12 protein-coding genes and 2 CRISPR repeat arrays (1 of these 14 cut by a window edge) are annotated in these 16760 nt (G+C 71.0%); of the genes, 9 read left to right on the top strand and 3 right to left on the bottom strand.

Annotated elements, in window-relative coordinates; genetic code table 11:
• Nucleotides 1–438: direct repeats of the CRISPR family, unit length 28 nt; unit sequence GGATCACCCCCGCCTGCGCGGGGAGCAC; it begins 322 nt to the left of the window's first position.
• Between the two features lie 324 nt (nucleotides 439–762).
• From ACN28G_RS10750 to cas2e, 8 genes are all read left to right on the top strand, one after another.
• Nucleotides 763–3651 (top strand): CRISPR-associated endonuclease Cas3'', encoded by a 2889-nt coding sequence (locus tag ACN28G_RS10750; RefSeq protein ID WP_421479015.1) that lies wholly within the window; start codon nucleotides 763–765, stop codon nucleotides 3649–3651.
• 244 nt (nucleotides 3652–3895) lie between these two features.
• Nucleotides 3896–5572, top strand: a complete 1677-nt coding sequence (casA, locus tag ACN28G_RS10755; protein ID WP_421479016.1) for a type I-E CRISPR-associated protein Cse1/CasA — start codon at nucleotides 3896–3898, stop codon at nucleotides 5570–5572.
• Nucleotides 5569–6264 (top strand): type I-E CRISPR-associated protein Cse2/CasB, encoded by a 696-nt coding sequence (gene casB / locus ACN28G_RS10760; RefSeq protein WP_421479017.1) that lies wholly within the window; start codon nucleotides 5569–5571, stop codon nucleotides 6262–6264. The genes casA and casB overlap by 4 nt, the downstream gene beginning before the upstream one ends.
• Nucleotides 6265–6266: 2 nt before the next feature.
• Nucleotides 6267–7415 (top strand): type I-E CRISPR-associated protein Cas7/Cse4/CasC, encoded by a 1149-nt coding sequence (gene cas7e, locus ACN28G_RS10765; RefSeq protein WP_421479018.1) that lies wholly within the window; start codon nucleotides 6267–6269, stop codon nucleotides 7413–7415.
• On the top strand, nucleotides 7412–8128 hold the full coding sequence (gene cas5e / locus ACN28G_RS10770) for a type I-E CRISPR-associated protein Cas5/CasD (RefSeq protein ID WP_421479019.1): 717 nt from the start codon (nucleotides 7412–7414) through the stop codon (nucleotides 8126–8128). The genes cas7e and cas5e overlap by 4 nt, the downstream gene beginning before the upstream one ends.
• A gap of 8 nt (nucleotides 8129–8136) precedes the next feature.
• A complete protein-coding gene (cas6e, locus tag ACN28G_RS10775; RefSeq protein WP_421479020.1) occupies nucleotides 8137–8814 on the top strand; it encodes a type I-E CRISPR-associated protein Cas6/Cse3/CasE in 678 nt (225 codons plus the stop codon).
• Entirely contained in the window at nucleotides 8811–9779 is a 969-nt protein-coding gene (gene cas1e, locus ACN28G_RS10780) for a type I-E CRISPR-associated endonuclease Cas1e (protein ID WP_421479021.1), read from the top strand. Before cas6e ends, cas1e begins: the two co-directional genes overlap by 4 nt.
• Nucleotides 9779–10180 (top strand): type I-E CRISPR-associated endoribonuclease Cas2e, encoded by a 402-nt coding sequence (cas2e, locus tag ACN28G_RS10785; protein WP_421479022.1) that lies wholly within the window; start codon nucleotides 9779–9781, stop codon nucleotides 10178–10180. Before cas1e ends, cas2e begins: the two co-directional genes overlap by 1 nt.
• A 25-nt stretch (nucleotides 10181–10205) precedes the next feature.
• Nucleotides 10206–11636: direct repeats of the CRISPR family, unit length 28 nt; unit sequence CTGCTCCCCGCGCACGCGGGGGTGATCC.
• 145 nt (nucleotides 11637–11781) lie between these two features.
• On the opposite strand, the gene ACN28G_RS10790 is transcribed toward cas2e, so the two are convergent.
• Genes ACN28G_RS10790 through ACN28G_RS10800 form a run of 3 tightly spaced genes read right to left on the bottom strand, consistent with a single transcriptional unit; the run spans nucleotide 11782 to nucleotide 15492 of the window.
• On the bottom strand, nucleotides 11782–12867 hold the full coding sequence (locus ACN28G_RS10790; RefSeq protein ID WP_421479023.1) for a D-2-hydroxyacid dehydrogenase: 1086 nt from the start codon (nucleotides 12865–12867) through the stop codon (nucleotides 11782–11784).
• Nucleotides 12864–13757, bottom strand: coding sequence for an isocitrate lyase/PEP mutase family protein (locus tag ACN28G_RS10795; protein ID WP_421479024.1), 894 nt, complete (start codon nucleotides 13755–13757; stop codon nucleotides 12864–12866). Before ACN28G_RS10795 ends, ACN28G_RS10790 begins: the two co-directional genes overlap by 4 nt.
• 4 nt (nucleotides 13758–13761) lie before the next feature.
• On the bottom strand, nucleotides 13762–15492 hold the full coding sequence (locus ACN28G_RS10800; protein ID WP_139135679.1) for a thiamine pyrophosphate-binding protein: 1731 nt from the start codon (nucleotides 15490–15492) through the stop codon (nucleotides 13762–13764).
• Nucleotides 15493–15594: 102 nt separating this feature from the next.
• Here ACN28G_RS10800 and ACN28G_RS10805 point away from each other — a divergent pair, with 102 nt between their 5' ends.
• Nucleotides 15595–16689: an amidohydrolase family protein gene (locus tag ACN28G_RS10805; RefSeq protein ID WP_421479025.1), complete on the top strand. Its 1095-nt coding sequence runs from the start codon at nucleotides 15595–15597 to the stop codon at nucleotides 16687–16689.
• Nucleotides 16690–16760: the final 71 nt, after the last annotated feature.

Raw genomic sequence — 16760 nt, forward strand, 5'->3', positions numbered from 1 at the left:
GCGGGGAGCACTGCATCTGCCAGGAGGGCCCGGACAGCGATCTGGGATCACCCCCGCCTGCGCGGGGAGCACCTGGCCGCCATCGGCGCAGCGGCGTGCCTGTACGGATCACCCCCGCCTGCGCGGGGAGCACACGACCAGCAGCACAGGGGGGATGGACGACATGGGATCACCCCCGCCTGCGCGGGGAGCACCCACTGACGCCGGAGAGCGCAAATCTGACCACGGGATCACCCCCGCCTGCGCGGGGAGCACTCCCGGCTGCGGGAGGCGGTCACCGTGCTGCCGGGATCACCCCCGCCTGCGCGGGGAGCACCCCACTTGCCGGTTGGCCCGGTTCTCCGCCCCGGGATCACCCCCGCCTGCGCGGGGAGCACAGGAGCTGCCGCTTGGCGGCGGGCAGCCTGTCGGGATCACCCCCGCCTGCGCGGGGAGCACACTTCTTGACCTGGGGCGCTATAGATCAACTTCCTCGTTTTCATTCACTTTGGTGCTGAAGATCGTCACTCAGGCCCTCGCTGTCCAGCATGGATCTCCTGCTAATGGGTCCAGCGTACCGGCAGGCTCTCCGGCGCAGCCGTTGCCTCGTCGCGGTCGACTCGCTTGCGGCTCGACGAAGAGTTTTCGGCCGGGGCCGTGTCCTGGCGTACGTGATTCTCGTTCATGATGCTGCGGCCCGTTTGCCTGTGGATCGTGTACCGGCTGTGGCCATCGGAAAGGAAGCTGGTGAAAGTGTCGTACCCCTCTGGTTTGGTTCGTTCCGTGGTTGACCAGCATGGCCTTGGCGAGAGCGCCCGCCTCGTCTGGGGTAAGACGAACCGTGACCGGGGGTTCTGGCTTCCGCTCTACCGGCATCTCGCCGACAGCGCGGACGTCGCGGGGTTGTTGTGGGATGTGTGGCTGCCGGCCGCCATCCGTCAGCGCATCGAGGCGTCGTTGCCCGGTGGGGCCGACGACGGGCGCAGGTTGGTGCGGTGGCTCGCCGGGATCCACGACATCGGCAAGGCCACCCCCGCGTTCGCCTGGCAGGTGCGGCATCTTCGGCAGGCCATGCAGGACCACGGGTTCACCTTCGACAGGCGGGTGGAAGCGGACCGGCTGTGCGCGCCGCACGGTCCGGCCGGGCACCTGGCGCTGATCGACTGGCTGACCGCCGAGCGTGGTTGGACCCGGGGACAGGCCGGCGCGTACGCGGTGGTCGTCGGCGGTCATCACGGGGTGCCGCCGACCGACAGTGACCTTGATGAGATTCGCAAGCGGCCCTACCTGCTCGGGGTCGACGGGCTCTGGCCCGGGGTGCGCGACGAGTTGCTCCGTTGGATGAGCCGGCACACCGATGTCGTCGAGCGCCTGGCTGCCTGGCGGGACGTGGCGTTACCGCAGCCGGTGCAGGTGCTGTTGACCGCAGTTGTGATCGTCGCCGACTGGATCGCCAGCAACGACGAACTCTTCCCGTACGGCTACCGGCAGGAAGATGCTCCCGATCGGCTGGCCCGGGCGTGGGAGGAGTTGGATCTGCCCGTCCCATGGCAGGCGGTGGACGTCGACGGCCTCGACGCCGTGGCCCTGTTCTCTCGGCGTTTCGAGATGCCGGTCGGGGCGCAGCCCTATCCGGTGCAGGTGGCGGTGCTGGAGCAGGCCCGGAGCATGCCGCTGCCGGGACTGTTGATCGTCGAGGCACCGATGGGTGAGGGAAAGACCGAGGCCGCGTTGGCGGCGGTGGAGGTCCTCGCCCGCAATACCGGAGCGGGTGGTTGTTTCCTGGCCCTGCCCACCCGGGCGACCGGTGACGCGATGTTCAGCCGGGTGCTGACCTGGCTCAGTCGTCTCCCGGACGCCGACCTGGGCCGGGGTGCCAGGGACGCCGCGCTGGCGCACGGCAAGGCGATGTTGAACGACGAGTACTCCCGGCTCTACCGAGGGGGTCTGCCGAGCGCCATCGCCGAGGACCAGGGCGGGACGGAGACCGCCGTCCACGGCTGGCTGGCCGGGCGGAAGCGGAAAATGCTGTCCAGTTTCGTCGTCGGCACCGTCGACCAACTGCTCTTCGCCGCGTTGCAGGCCCGACATGTGGCGCTGCGGCATCTCGGTTTGGCCGGCAAGGTGGTCGTCATCGACGAGGCCCACGCCTATGACGTCTACATGAGTCGGTACCTCGACCGGGCTCTTGAGTGGCTGGCTGCCCACGGCGTACCCGTGGTCGTCCTGTCCGCGACGCTTCCGGCGGGCCGGCGGGTCGACATGATGCGGGCGTACGACGACGGCCGGCTCGGGGCGCGGCGTGCCGGGAACGGGCCTCGGCGGTGGTCGCCGGACGGTGGCCGCGACTCCGCCGTTGACGGGTACCGGTTGCTCCGTGACGACCTGCGGTATCCGCTGATCAGCGTCTCGGGGGTGGACCGGACGCCCGTGACGGTGGGGTGTGTGCCATCAGGCCGGAGTCTCGACGTGCGGCTGGAACGCCTCGACGACGACCTGGGCGTGCTCGCCGCCCGGCTTCGGGCCGAGCTTGTCGACGGCGGCTGTGTCCTCGTCGTGCGCAATACCGTCGCCCGGGTCCAGGAGACCGCTGCCGAACTGCGGCGGCAACTCGGGCCGTCGATTCCGGTGACGGTGGCGCATTCCCGATTCATGGCCGCCGACCGTGCGACGAAGGACAAGTGGCTGCGGGACACCTTCGGCTCGCCCGACCATCTGGCCAAGGCCGGACGGCGTCGGCCGGACTGCCACGTCGTCGTAGCCAGCCAGGTCGCCGAGCAGTCCCTGGACATCGACTTCGACCTCCTGGTGACCGATCTCGCACCGGTGGACCTGGTCCTGCAACGAGTCGGTCGCCTGCACCGACACCGCCGATCCGGGCGTCCCGTCCGGATGGCCGAGCCCCGGTGCCTGATGACCGGCGCGGACTGGGCGACGGCACCTCCCACCCCGGTGGCCGGCTCGGCCAAGGTGTACGAACGGTCGACGCTGTTACGGGCTGCCGCCGTCCTGCTGCCGTACCTCGACGGTGACCGGGTGCTGAGCCTGCCGCAGGACATCGCGCCGCTGGTCCAGGCCGCGTACGGCAGCGAACCGGTCGGCCCGCCGACGTGGCGGTCCGTGTTGGCCGAGGCCGAGACGGCGGCGACGAGACGTCGGGACGCCGCTGCCCGGCGCGCGGAGAGTTTCCGGATCAGATCGGTTCAGCAGCCAGGAAGGTCTTTGGTGGGCTGGCTCGCCGACAGCGTGGGCGACACCGAGACCGCCAGCGGCAACGAGCGGCGTGGGCGGGCCCACGTCCGTGACGACGGTGCCGAGGCCCTGGAGGTGCTGCTCCTGGTGAGACGGGGCGACGAGTTGATAACCCCGCCGTGGCTCGACGAGGGCGGTGAGGTGGTGGTGCCCACCGATTTCGAGCCACCTCGGAAGGTGGCCCGCACCATGCTGCGGTGTGCACTGCCGTTGCCGATGGCGGTCACCGCCAACGGCGGCACCGACCGGATCATCGCGGAGCTGGAACACCGCAACGCTTTCGGTGCCTGGGAGAAGGACCCGCTACTCGCCGGTGAACTGGTCCTCGACCTCGACGGGCAGGGACGCAGCCGGCTCACCGACTTCGTCCTGACCTACGACCGGCACACCGGCCTGCGGGTCGCCAAAGCCGACCCGTAACCAGGCTGATCGGTGCTGTCCGCTATCAGACAACACCGACGGAGCCGAACGTTCCGGCGGCAGCCAGGGGTGCTCCTGAACTGCCGAAACCCCTGCCCAGGCAGGGAACACCGTAAATATCGGTAGGGACAGCGGATCACCCCGCCGAGGGCGGGAGGGCGCTACAGTTCCACCCGCCATCCTATTGGTAGGGACAGGTTCTCCGACGCCTCCCTGCTGGTCGAAGGATTTGGAGAACCCTCACATGCCAGAAACCGTGCCCTCCTTCTCGCTTGTCAGTCAACCGTGGATCCCGGTCCTCGACCTGGACGGTCGCCGTCGACCGGTCTCGTTGACCGAGCTGTTCGCCCAGGCGTCGGAGTTGCGGGCCGTCGCTGGTGACCTACCGACCCAGACGGCCGCGATTCTTCGTCTGCTCCTCGCGATCCTGCACCGCGCGGTCGACGGGCCGGAGGACGAGAACGCGTGGCGGGACCTGTGGCGACGGTCCGACCTGCCGACCGCGGAGATCACCGCATACCTCGACGAGTTCCGGGAACGCTTCGATCTGCTGCACCCGGTCACACCGTTCTACCAGGTCGCCGACCTGCACACGCAGAAGCACGAGGAGTTCGGCCTGACCCGGCTCATCGCCGACGTGCCGAACAACGCCCCGTACCTGACCACCCGGCTCGGGCCCGGCCTGGAACGGCTGACGCCGGCCGAGGCCGCCGTCTGGTTGGTGCACTGCCAGGCGTACGACGCCTCCGGCATCAAGTCCGGGGCGGTCGGGGACGACCGGGTCAGCGGTGGGAAGGGCTACCCGATTGGCCCCGGCGCCGCCGGCTCGCTGGGCCTGGTCTACCTGGAAGGTCGCACGCTTCGTGAGACCCTGCTGCTCAACCTGGTGGCCTTGGACAATACCTATCTGCGACAGAACCCGGAACGCGACTCGCCGGTCTGGGAACGTGACCCGCACCGCCCCGCCGAGGAAGCCGAGCGGGACCGTGGCCCGCACGGCGTGCTGAACCTCTATACCTGGCAGTCTCGCCGGATTCGGCTCTTCGGCGACGTGGGTGGTATCACCGGCGCGCTGGTGGCGAACGGGGACCGGATCGCCTGGCCGAACCTGCACCTGCTGGAGCCGATGAGCCGCTGGCGGCGTAGCCCCAACCAGGAGAAGAAACTCAAACTCCCCACCGTCTACCTGCCCGCCCTGCACGACCACACCCGGTCCCTCTGGCGCGGGCTGGCCAGCCTGCTACCCACACCGGCCGGGAAACCAGGTGCCGACGCCCCCGCCTCGCGGCCACCCGGGATGAGCCAGTGGCTGGCCCGGCTGCGGGGGGAGGGGCTCGTCGACGACGGGTACCGGGTCACCACCCGCGCGGTCGGCGTCGTCTACGGCAACAACATGTCGGTGGTCGACGAGGTCTACCACGACGCGCTGACCATGACCGTGCAGGCGTTCGACCCGGCGGGTCCGCTCGCCGGCACCATCGTGGACAGCGCCGTCGACGCCGAGGCCGCCGTGAAGGCCCTGCGCGGGCTCGCGGCGAACCTGTGCCGGGCCGGTGGCGGGTATGGTGACCGGCCCGACGACCCTCCGGCCGTTGCCGCCGACCGGGCCGCCGAAGTCGCCTACGCCACGCTGGACGTCCTGTTCCGGCAGTGGTTGGCCGGGCTGGACCCGACCACCGACCCGACGCAGGCTCGCGTCGAATGGCAGACCCAAACGCAGGAGTGCGTCCGGAGACTCGGCAACGAACTGGTCCGGCTGTCGGGGCCGCAGGCGTGGGCCGGTCGCTACGTCGACCAGGAGAAGAAGAAGCACATGAGCAGTCCGCTGGCGGACACGTTCTTCCGCGCCGCCCTGCGCCGGGCCCTACCGCTGGCCGCCGAACCCCAGACCCCGTCCGTTCCCCAGGAGGTGCCGGCGTGACCACCGCAGCCCCAACCGACAACGACGCCCCGACCGCCATCGCCGTCAGGCACGCCCGTCGTCGGCGTTGCTTCGGTGGGTACGTCGCCACGAAGGTAACCGTCCTGCAGGACGGTTACCTGCGAGAGGCCGGGTTTGCCGTCGCCGCCCTGGCCCGGCTACGCAGGCTGGTAGACCAGGATCCCGGCGCGGACTACACCGTTCTGGAACAGACCCGGGTCGCGCAGGAGTACCTCGACGAGGAGTGGGTCAGCGACCGCGACTGCACCCACACCGAACAGGCCATGCACACCGCCCTCACCCTGTACGCGGTACACCAGCAGTCGATCCGCGACCGGTCCATGCACCAGGACGGCGTCGGTCTCGGCGCGGCGGTCAGCCTGCTCAGCAGGAAGGCCGCCAGTCCGGAGGCGGTGCATCGCCGGTTCGCCGCCCTCGGCACCGCCACCACGTACGCCTCCGTCACCACCCACCTGCGAAGCCTGGTCCGACTCCTGCGGGACAACCGGATTCCCCTCGACTACGGAGTGCTCGCCGAGGACCTTGTCGTGCTGCAGAAGCCGTGGGGGCCCGCCCAGATCCGTGGCGTGTGGGGTCGTGACTTCTACCGACAGCCCGAGGACCGCCCCGAGCCCGGCACCACCGACCCGAGCACCGACTTCGCGCCCGATCAGACCACCTCCGAGGAGTGACCATGACCCGTACCATCCTGGACGTTCACATCCTGCACACGCTGCCACCGAGCAACGTCAACCGGGACGACTCCGGATCCCCCAAGACCGCCACCTACGGCGGGGTGCGCCGGGCCCGCGTCTCCTCCCAGTCGTGGAAGCGGGCAGTGCGACTGGCGTTCGCCGACACCCTCGACGACTCCCAGCTCGGCGAGCGCACCAAGCGAGTCGGCGAGGCCGTCGCCGCCCGGATCGCCGACCTCGACCCGGAGCTGAAGGACAAGGCGTCCGCTCTCGCGACCGAGGTCCTCAAGGCCTCCGGCCTGGCGAAGAAGGAGGCCGCGGCCAAGAAGAGCAAGGGGGCGGCCCAGAGTCCCGACATCGAGGCCGGTTACCTGCTCTTCCTCAGCCACCGACAGCAGGAGAACCTGGCGCGGGCCGCGATCGACGCCGAACGGAACGGGACGAAGCTCGACACCAAGCACCTTCAGAAACTCGCCGACACCGACCACTCCATCGACATCGCCATGTTCGGCCGGATGGTCGCCGACGTGCCGGACCTCAACGTCGACGCCGCCGTCCAGGTCGCCCACGCCCTCAGCGTCCACGCCGTCGACAACGAGTTCGACTACTACACCGCTGTCGACGACCGCAAGCACGACAACCAGGAGACCGGTGCCGGCATGATCGGCACGATCGAGTTCAACTCCTCCACCCTCTACCGGTATGCCACCATCGACGTCGACCGGCTCCACGACACGCTGGGCGACCCCGCTGCCACCCGCCAGGCGGTGGAGGCGTTCCTACGCGCCTTCACCACCAGCATGCCCTCCGGTAAGCGGAACACCTTCGCCAACGGCACCCGCCCCGATGCGGTCATGGTGCGGTTGCGCGACACCCAGTCGATCAACCTCGTCGGTGCCTTCGAGGAGCCCGTCCGGGAACGGCAGTTCGGTGACCGGTCCGGCCTCGTCACCGCCGCCGCCGAGAAGCTGGCTCAGCACACCAACGAGGTCGAGCAGGCGTACGGTGACCCCGCCGTGGCCGCCTGGGTCACCCACGTCGGCACCCGTACCGCCGCCCTGGCCGCTCTCGGCGACGTGCTCGCCCTACCCGCGCTGGTCGACGCCGTGGGCACGACGGTCGCCGACCGCCTCGGTACGCCGGCATGAGCGTCCTGCTGCTGCGGCTGGCCGGCCCGCTCCAGTCCTGGGGGGCGACCAGCCGCTTCACCCGGCGGCACACCGAGGTCGCGCCCACCAAGAGCGGCGTCATCGGCATCCTCGCCGCAGCCCGCGGCCTGCGACGTACCGATCCGCTCACCGAACTCCTCAACCTCGACTTCGGGGTCCGGATCGACCAACCCGGCCAGCTCCTGCGGGACTTCCAGGTCGCCCGCACTCTCGACGGCCAGCACAGCATGCCGCTGACCCACCGCTACTACCTCTCCGACGCGGTGTTCCTCGCCGCCATCGGTGGTGACCGGACACTGCTCGACGGCCTGCACGAGGCGGTCCGCCGGCCCCGGTTCCCGCTCTACCTCGGCCGCAGATCCTGCCCCCCGGTCGCACCGGTCACCCTCGGCGTCCACCCCGGCACCGTCACCGAGGTCCTCGGGGACTGGGCCTGGCAGGCCTCGAAACGCCTGCGTGAGCGAGGTAATGCGACAGTTCCACTGGAGGTGCTCAGCGACGCCCCGCCCGGGGCGGAGGTCACCGAGACCCTCCCGGACCAGCCCATCAGCTTCGACCCCGCACACCGGCAGTACGGGTGGCGAGCGGTCACCCGTACCCGAGTCGTCGTACCCAACCCCGACAGCCGTCCTCCCGTGGCCACCGGCAGCGGCTCCGGGCCGGCCGACCACGAACCGTTCGCGGCGCTGTAAGGATGACGATGTACCTCACCCGATTCCGAGTGAACGCCGCACGGCGTGACGCACGGAAACTTCTCGCCTCCCCACAGGCGATGCACGCCGCCGTCCTGGCCGGCTTCCCTCGCCCCGAGGACCACACCCGCGAGGACGCCCGCACCCTCTGGCGTCTCGACCAGAACCGGAACCAGCAGGTCCTGCTCTACGTCGTCAGTCCGACCGCACCGGACCTCACCCACCTGGTCGAGCAGGCCGGCTGGCCCACCAGCGCCGAGTCCTGGGAAACCCGCCCGTACGACCGCCTCCTCGACTCCCTTGACAAGGGGCAACGGTGGTCCTTCCGGCTCACCGCGAACCCCGTCAGAAACGGACGGCGAAACAAGGACAGACCGTCGACGCAAAGGTTCGGACACGTCACACCCGCGCAGCAGACGGAGTGGCTGACCACGCGCGCCCAGCGAAACGGGTTCAACGTCGTCCGGCAGACCGACGGGGAACTGAACCTCGTCACGTACAACCACCAGGTCCACCGCTTCGCCCGGAACCAGGGACCGAAACCCGTCACCCTGGCCACCGTCACCTACGACGGTGTCCTCGAAGTCGAGGACCCGACCCTGCTCCGCGCGGTCCTCACCCGAGGCATCGGACACGCCCGTGCCTACGGCTGCGGACTGATGACCCTCGCGCCGGCGACCCCGTGAAGATCCCCGGCGTCCCACCGGCTGAACTGTCGGAACTCAACCGGGTTCAGGACCGGATCAGCTTCGTCTACCTGGAACGGTGCGTCATCCACCGGGACAGCAACGCGATCACCGCCACCGACGAGAAGGGGGTCGTCCACATGCCGGCGGCCACCCTCTCGGTCCTGATGCTCGGCCCCGGCACCAGCATCACGCAACAGGCGATGATGTTGATCGCCGACAACGGTGCCACCGTCGTCTGGGTCGGCGAACACGGCGTCAGGTACTACGCCCACGGCCGTACGCTTGCCCGATCCAGCCGGCTCCTCGTCGCCCAGGCCACCGCCGTCTCGCACCGCGACCGGCGGCTCCAAGTAGCCCGGGCGATGTACCGCATGCGATTTCCGGGCGAGGACACCAGCCGGCTCACGATGCAACAGTTGCGTGGCAAGGAAGGTGCCCGGGTCCGCCGCTGCTACCGCGAACACGCCCTGCGGACCGGGGTCGCGTGGAACAACCGGGAGTACGACCCTGACGACTTCACCGGCAGCGACCCCGTCAACCAGGCACTGTCGGCAGCACATGCCTGCCTGTACGGCGTCGTGCACGCCGTCATCGTCGCCATCGGTGCCTCACCCGGCCTTGGCTTCGTACACACCGGCCACGAACGGTCCTTCGTCTACGACATCGCGGACCTCTACAAGGCCGAGATCACCATCCCGGTGGCGTTCGATGTCGTGGCTGGCGAGTCGACGGACATCAGCGCGGACACCCGCCGAGCCGTCCGCAACCGGGTCCACGACGGCGCGCTTCTGAACCGGTGTGTACAGGACATCAGAAATCTCCTTCTCACCGACAGCACGGCGGGGCCGATCGACCACGAGCTGCTTGACGAGGACGCCGGTACCGACGTCGTACGGCTCTGGGACGACGAAGGCTACGAGCTTGCCGGCAGTCGCAACCACAGCGCGGACGTAGACTTCTGATGACCGTCATCATCCTCACCGCCTGTCCCGAGGGCCTTCGCGGTCACCTCACTCAATGGCTCCTGGAAATCTCCGCCGGCGTGTACGTCGGACACGTCAACAGCCGGATCCGGCAGCGCCTGTGGTCCAAGGTCGTGGAGATGGCCGGACAGGGACGCGCATTGCTCGTCTACCAGCAGCCGGGGGAGCAGCGCCTCACCTTCGAGGTGCACGACCACCACTGGGAACCAGCAGACTTCGACGGCATCACCCTGATGCGCCGTCCCAGCGCGCGGCGAAGCTACAACCCGGCCGCGCCCCAAGGTTGGAGCAAGGCATCAAAGCGCCGTCGATTCGGTCGTAGGACGGAAGGGCCACCCGACCCCAACCCGAATCAAAGTGAAGAAAAACGCGGTAGTTGATCTACACTGCCCCAGGTCAACAAGTCTGCTCCCCGCGCACGCGGGGGTGATCCCTCCACCGGCTCGCCGTCAAACTCCGCGACCACCTGCTCCCCGCGCACGCGGGGGTGATCCGGCAGTTCTGGGTCGGATGATGCATCCGGACGCCTGCTCCCCGCGCACGCGGGGGTGATCCGGTGCTGGAGCACCACTGGCCCGGGGTGCCCAACTGCTCCCCGCGCACGCGGGGGTGATCCGGTGTAGGTGAGGGGCATGGTTTCCTCCGAGGGCTGCTCCCCGCGCACGCGGGGGTGATCCCGCCCGCCGGGTGCCCTTCCATCGCTCCTGCGACTGCTCCCCGCGCACGCGGGGGTGATCCCCGGCAGCAGCGGCTGGCGAACATGGCCGCCGTCTGCTCCCCGCGCACGCGGGGGTGATCCGCAGCGGGACCGGGACGCCCGCCACCACGCGCACTGCTCCCCGCGCACGCGGGGGTGATCCCCACCCGATGTCCAGGGCGCTCGCGTCGATCGTCTGCTCCCCGCGCACGCGGGGGTGATCCGTGTCGGGTGCAGCGGGTGGTGCCGAGGACGACCTGCTCCCCGCGCACGCGGGGGTGATCCCCGGAAGTCGATGACCTCCCGCAGCTTGGTGGGCTGCTCCCCGCGCACGCGGGGGTGATCCGGGGTCTTGGATGCACGACAGCCCGGCGGACCCCTGCTCCCCGCGCACGCGGGGGTGATCCCAGCTCTGACGCGATGTGGCGCTTGCTGGGTCCCTGCTCCCCGCGCACGCGGGGGTGATCCTGGGGTGATGGCTGGACAGCCCGGCTGGCCGTACTGCTCCCCGCGCACGCGGGGGTGATCCCGCCGGCGACGAGGACGCGGCGACCTTCTGGAACTGCTCCCCGCGCACGCGGGGGTGATCCCCTCTCCACAGTGTTGGGTTCGGGGTCCATCCACTGCTCCCCGCGCACGCGGGGGTGATCCCCGGTGCCCCTGCTGCTCCGGACACACCCCGGACTGCTCCCCGCGCACGCGGGGGTGATCCCTCGGTTACCACCCCGACATCATCGACAGCTGGCTGCTCCCCGCGCATGCGGGGGTGATCCGTCCTTTTCGCGGCGGAGGCCAAGGCCAACGCCCTGCTCCCCGCGCACGCGGGGGTGATCCCGAGTCGACGTACATCGCCTGAGCCGGCGTGCCCTGCTCCCCGCGCACGCGGGGGTGATCCGCTGTGCCCGTAGGTCAGCGCGCCACGGTGCACCTGCTCCCCGCGCACGCGGGGGTGATCCCGTACGCCGCGTCGAGTGGGGCGCGATGGAGGGCTGCTCCCCGCGCACGCGGGGGTGATCCCCAGACGGAGGGGAGCACCAAGCCGGGCCGTCCCTGCTCCCCGCGCACGCGGGGGTGATCCCGTCGACCTGGCAGCCACATCATGAGCCCCGCCCTGCTCCCCGCGCACGCGGGGGTGACCCCGGCTGGATTCGTACCGGGATTTTCTGGTCGACCTGCTCCCCCGCGCGCGGGGTTGATCGACTCGGTTGGGTGGAAGTGGCGGTATCAACCTGCCTCGGACACCGCCATATCTGCCCAACCGAGTCGATCATCGGAAGGCTCGGGTCAGTAGCCCTTGGTGAGGTCGTACTCGCCGAGCAGGGGCTCCCCGGCACGCCAGTGGTGCAGGTTGGCGCAGAACTGGTCGACCACCCGTTCCGCCCGACGGGGCGAACCGCCGGCGATGTGCGGGGTGACCACCACGTTCGGCAGGTGCCAGAGTGGATCGTCGGCGGCCAGGGGTTCGTCGACCACCACGTCCAGGCCGGCACCGCCGAGCCGGCCGTCGACGAGTGCGTCCCGCAGCGCCGCCTCGTCGATCAGCCCGCCCCGACTGACGTTGACCACGATCGCGCCGGGTTTCATGGTGGCGATCCGGCGGGCGTCGAGCAGCTGTCGGGTGGCCGGGGTCAGCGGCACGGTGAGCACCACGACATCGGCGGTGGGCAGCACCTCGTCGAGGCGGTCCGGGGCGATCAGCTCGTCGACGTCGGGGCCCGGTTCGACGGACTCCGGTTCCACGGCGACGATCCGGGCGAACTCGAAGCCCCGGGCCCGTCGGGCGACCGCCCGGCCCGCGCCGCCGTACCCGACGACCAGCATGGTCCGGTCGGTGAACTCCCACTGCCGGGCCCGGATCTCGATGCGGTGCGGGTCGGTCCAGGCCGGTTCGCGCAGGCTCGCCGCGATGCCCCGGGTCAGGGCCAGCAGCAGGGCGAAGGCGTGTTCGGCCAGGTGCGCCCCGACGATGCCGCCCTTGGCCGAGACCAGCCGGACGTCCCGGTCGCCCAGGTGCCGGGCGATCCGGTCGACGCCGGCGCCTACCGACTGTACCCACCGCAGCTTCGGCGCGGCGTCGAGCACCTCCGGTTGGACGTCGCCGAAGAGCACCACCGCGTCGGGGGCGTACCGCAGCTGTTCGGCGCGGTCCCGGGCGACCAGCACCTCGTCGGGTGCGGCGGCGGCCCGGATCTGCGCGATCTGCGCGTCGTCCAACGGCGCGATCAACTCGTGCGCGGCCGCCAGCACCGGCCCACCGAACCCCGACCGCGCGCGGTCACCCGCCCGCGCCGCGCCATCCGGCGACCCACCGTGCCCGGCCCGCACCGCGCCGTCCGGCCGCCTACCGCGCCCCGGCTGCGTCGCGCTCATCCGGCGTCCCCACCGAGGTACGCGGTGCGCAGCCGCTCGACCTCGGCGTAGCCGATGGCCCGGGTGAACTCGCGCAGCGGAACCCCGTCGCGGGCCACCGCCGCCGGGTCGGTGAGCAGTCCGCTGTACGCCCCGGCGAGGGTACGGGCGGTGTGCAGCAGCCCCTGCAGGCCGTAGATGACCACGGCGATGCCCAGTTCGCGGGCGATCTCGTCGGTGAGTTCCCGCTCCAGCCAGCTGCCCGGGGCGACGGCTGCGGCCAGCGGCCGGCCGCCACCTGCCTCGCGGGCGGCCTGCCACGCCTCGAAGGGGAACGTCTCGTCGTGGCGCATCGGGAAGATGACGTCCGCCCCGGCCGTCGCGTACGCCTCGGCGCGGCGCAGCACCTCGTCGACGGTGTCGGCGTTGGTCCGGGCCACCACGGCGGTACGTGGGTCGTGCCGGGCGTCGACGCAGGCGCGTACCTTGGCGGCGGCCTGCGGCAGGGGTACCAGGGCGACGCCGGACTGTTCGCTGAGCGGGCCGGGTTTCGGCGATATCTGGTCCTCCAGCATCAGCGCCGCCGCGCCGGCCTGTTCGAAGTCGCGGGCGGCGTGGAAGGTGTTCACCGCGTTGCCCCAGCCGGTGTCCAGGTCGGCGATGACCGGCAGCCCGGAGGCGCGGGTGGCGACCTGGACGGCGCGGGTCATGTCGGCGCGGGTGTAGAGGTCGGCGTCGGGCAGGCCGAGTGAGGCCGAGACGGCGAAGCCGGAGGCGAACAGGCAGCGGAATCCGGCCTGGGCGGCCAGCGTGGCGCTGAGGCCGTCCCAGACTCCGGCGGCGTGCACCGGCAGGTCGGTGGCGGCCAGCACGGCGGCGAACCGGTCGGCGGGGGTGGGGGAGTCGGGCATGTCCTCAGCTCTCGGTCGCGACGGGCAGGTCGACGACCACGTCGACCAGGACGGGGTTGCCACCACGGACGGCCTTGACGGCCTCGGCGAGCACGCCGGGCAGCGCGGCGCGGTCCTCGACCGGGCCGAACGCCTCGACGCCCTGGGCGCGGGCCATCGCGGCGTGGTCGACGTGCGGGCCGGTCAGGTCCATGCCGTGGCGGGCCCGTTCCAGGTCGCCGCCGCGGGTGTCGACGACCCGTTTCTGGTGCAGCCAGTCGGCGCCGTAGCTGCGGTTGTCGACCACCACCATGAGGACCGGGATCTGGTGGTGGGCGGCGGTCCAGAGCGCCTGCGGGGTGTAGAGCAGGTCGCCGTCGGGTTGCAGCCCGACCACGACGGTGTCGTCGTCGCGGTGGTGCAGCGCCGCGCCGATCGTGCCGCCGGCGCCGAAGCCGAGCCCGCCGCCGCCGGAGCCGCCCAGGTGGCAGTTGTAGTCGACCATGTCCCAGGTACGCCGGGGCCAGCCCCGGAACATGTTGAAGCCGATCTGCCAGGGGCCGTCGCGGACCGCGTCGTAGGTGGCGGCGGCGAGTACCCCCTCGGAGATGCCGCCGGTGGGTGACTCCGGTGGTGCGCCGAGGGCGGCGCGCAGGCCGGCGGTGTGGCCGGTCAGCCACTTTCTGCGGGCGGCGACGGCGTCGCGGCGGGCGGCCACCCGCTCGTCGACCAGGTCGGCCAGGACCGGCAGGGCCACGGCGGTGTCGGCGAGCAGGTGCTCGTGGGCCCGGATCGGCGGTTCCAGGTCGAGGAAGCCGTTGTGCTTGAGGTCGTTGAGGGTGATCACCGCGAGCCGGGCGTCGGGGCGGGAGAGCATGTGGTGGCCGCGTTTGACGTTGTCGACCCGCGACAGCGCCCAGCGCACGTCGCGGCAGTCCAGGGCGAGGATCACGTCGGCCTCGGCGAGCCGGCCGGCCCGGTCGCCGGTGCAGTCGGCCCAGTGGCCGGTGGGGAAGTTGTGTCGCCCGCCCAGGTCGACCACGGGCGCGGCGAGGGTCTCGGCGAGCCGGCGCAGCGCGTCGAAGCCGGCCCGGCTGCGCCCGACGTGGTCGGCCAGGATCACCGGGGACTCCGCGCCGAGCAGCAGGTCGGCGACGGCTTCGAGGCGGTCCAGTGGCGCGGTGGGCGCGGCGATCGGGGCCGGTCCCCAGTCGCCGAGGTCGATCGGGGGCGCGGGGCGTTCCTGCAGCAGGGCGTCGAGGGCGACGTACGTCGGGCCCTGGGGTTGGGCCGCGGCCAGCTGGTGGGCGCGCAGCAGCAGGTCCGGCACGGCCTCGATGGAGGCCGGTTCGGCGTCCCACTTGACCACGTCACGGACCACCTGGCCCTGCTGGTTGGCGGTGTGCACCCAGTCGATCCAGGGGCGGCGGTGGGCCTGGTCGGCCGGTCCGGAGCCGCCGAGGACCAGGATCGGCGCGTGGTCGGCGTACGCGTTGAAGGTCGCCATCGTGGCGTTCTGCAGGCCTACCAGGTTGTGTACGGCGGCGGCCATCATCTCGCCGGAGGCCTTGGCGTAGCCGTGGGCGATGGCGATGGCCACGCCCTCGTGCAGCGCCGAGATCAGCTCGGGTTGGCCGGCGGTGGTCAACGAGTCGTGCAGGCCCCGGAAGGAGGCGCCCGGGTTGGCGGCCACGTAGCGGATTCCCAGGCGCTGGAGCAGCGCCACCATCACGTCGCTGCCGTAGGTGAAAGTCATGGTCACGTCTCCCGGTCGTCGTCTCGGCCCTGTCCCGACCCCGTCAGCTGCGCTACGTTATGAAACACCGTTTCGTCATACGGAACAAGAGGGGTGTTCGCAATGCATCGACCTGGTCAGGCCGTCGACCTGCACAGCCACTGGTGGCCCCGGGAGTTCGCCACCGCTGTCCGGGCGGGCCGTCGCTGGCACGCCTGGGACTCCGACCTGACCGCCGCCACGCCCCGGATCGTGGCCGGCGACCGCGACGCCCCGGCCCCGGTCGACCTGTTCCGCACCGACCTGACCGAGCGCCGCGAACGCCGGGCCGCCGAGGGCATCGTCCGCGAGGCGGCCATGGTCCCGGTCTTCCTCTGGGGGTACGAGCTGCCGGCCGCCGAGGCCGAGGCGTACTGCCGCGACGTCAACGCCGACCTGGCCGACGCCCAGGCCGCCTCCGGCGGGTCCTTCACCGGCCTGGGCCTGCTGCCGTTGCAGGACCACGACGCCGCGCTGCGGGTGCTCGACCACGCGGTCAAGGACCTCGGCCTGTACGCGTTCAGCATCGGCACCAACGTCGAGGACGCCAACCTCGACGACCCGAAGGTGGTCGGCATCCTGGAGCAGGTGCTGGCGGCCGGGGCGGCGATCGTCATCCACGCCAACTGGTACACCCGGGCCGGACGGGAGCGCACCTGCCGGCACATGTTCGACAACTCCGTCGGGGTGCCGCTGGAGGCCGGCCTGGCGCTGGCCTCGCTCATCTACTCCGGGCTGCTGGACAGGTACCCGCAGGCGCGGATCTGCTGCTCACACGGCGGCGGTTGGCTGCCCTACGGCATCGGCCGGCTCAACCTGCGCTACCTGCAGGGGCGCGACAGCGGGCTGCTGGCCGAGGCCCCGGACCGCTACCTGCGGCGGTTCCACTACGACTGCCTGGTGCACGACGAGCGCGCGTTGCAGCTGCTGGTGGAACGGGTCGGCACCGACCGGGTGGTGATCGGCACCGACCACCCGTACGGCGGGGACATCCCCGAGATCGGCGCGGTGCGCTGGATCGCCGAGCAGCCCTTCCTGACCAGCCGGGAGAAGGACATGGTCGTCCGGGAGAACGCCGCGGCCTTCCTGGACGGCGCGCGGAGTTCGGTCGCCGGTTCCGGCGACGGGCGGACTTCGGTCGCCGGTTCCGGCGACGCAGGCGGCTCGACTCTGGGCTGAAGGTGCTGGTGGCGGCGGTGGGCCGCCCTTGACAGGGTTCGACGATCACGCCTAGTTTTTCTGGAACGGCG

It is taken from the genome of Micromonospora sp. WMMA1923, from assembly GCF_049179195.1.
Taxonomy (GTDB): Bacteria; Actinomycetota; Actinomycetes; order Mycobacteriales; family Micromonosporaceae; genus Micromonospora; species Micromonospora yangpuensis.

Bases quoted from the DNA above. Each gene is read 5' to 3' on its own strand.
- cas7e (WP_421479018.1), top strand. From the start codon at position 6,267: ATGACCCGTACCATCCTGGACGTTCACATCCTGCACACGCTGCCACCG.
- casA (WP_421479016.1), top strand. From the start codon at position 3,896: ATGCCAGAAACCGTGCCCTCCTTCTCGCTTGTCAGTCAACCGTGGATC.
- ACN28G_RS10790 (WP_421479023.1), bottom strand. From the start codon at position 12,867: ATGAGCGCGACGCAGCCGGGGCGCGGTAGGCGGCCGGACGGCGCGGTG.
- ACN28G_RS10795 (WP_421479024.1), bottom strand. From the start codon at position 13,757: ATGCCCGACTCCCCCACCCCCGCCGACCGGTTCGCCGCCGTGCTGGCC.
- cas2e (WP_421479022.1), top strand. From the start codon at position 9,779: ATGACCGTCATCATCCTCACCGCCTGTCCCGAGGGCCTTCGCGGTCAC.
- cas5e (WP_421479019.1), top strand. From the start codon at position 7,412: ATGAGCGTCCTGCTGCTGCGGCTGGCCGGCCCGCTCCAGTCCTGGGGG.
- ACN28G_RS10800 (WP_139135679.1), bottom strand. From the start codon at position 15,492: ATGACTTTCACCTACGGCAGCGACGTGATGGTGGCGCTGCTCCAGCGC.
- cas6e (WP_421479020.1), top strand. From the start codon at position 8,137: ATGTACCTCACCCGATTCCGAGTGAACGCCGCACGGCGTGACGCACGG.
- ACN28G_RS10805 (WP_421479025.1), top strand. From the start codon at position 15,595: ATGCATCGACCTGGTCAGGCCGTCGACCTGCACAGCCACTGGTGGCCC.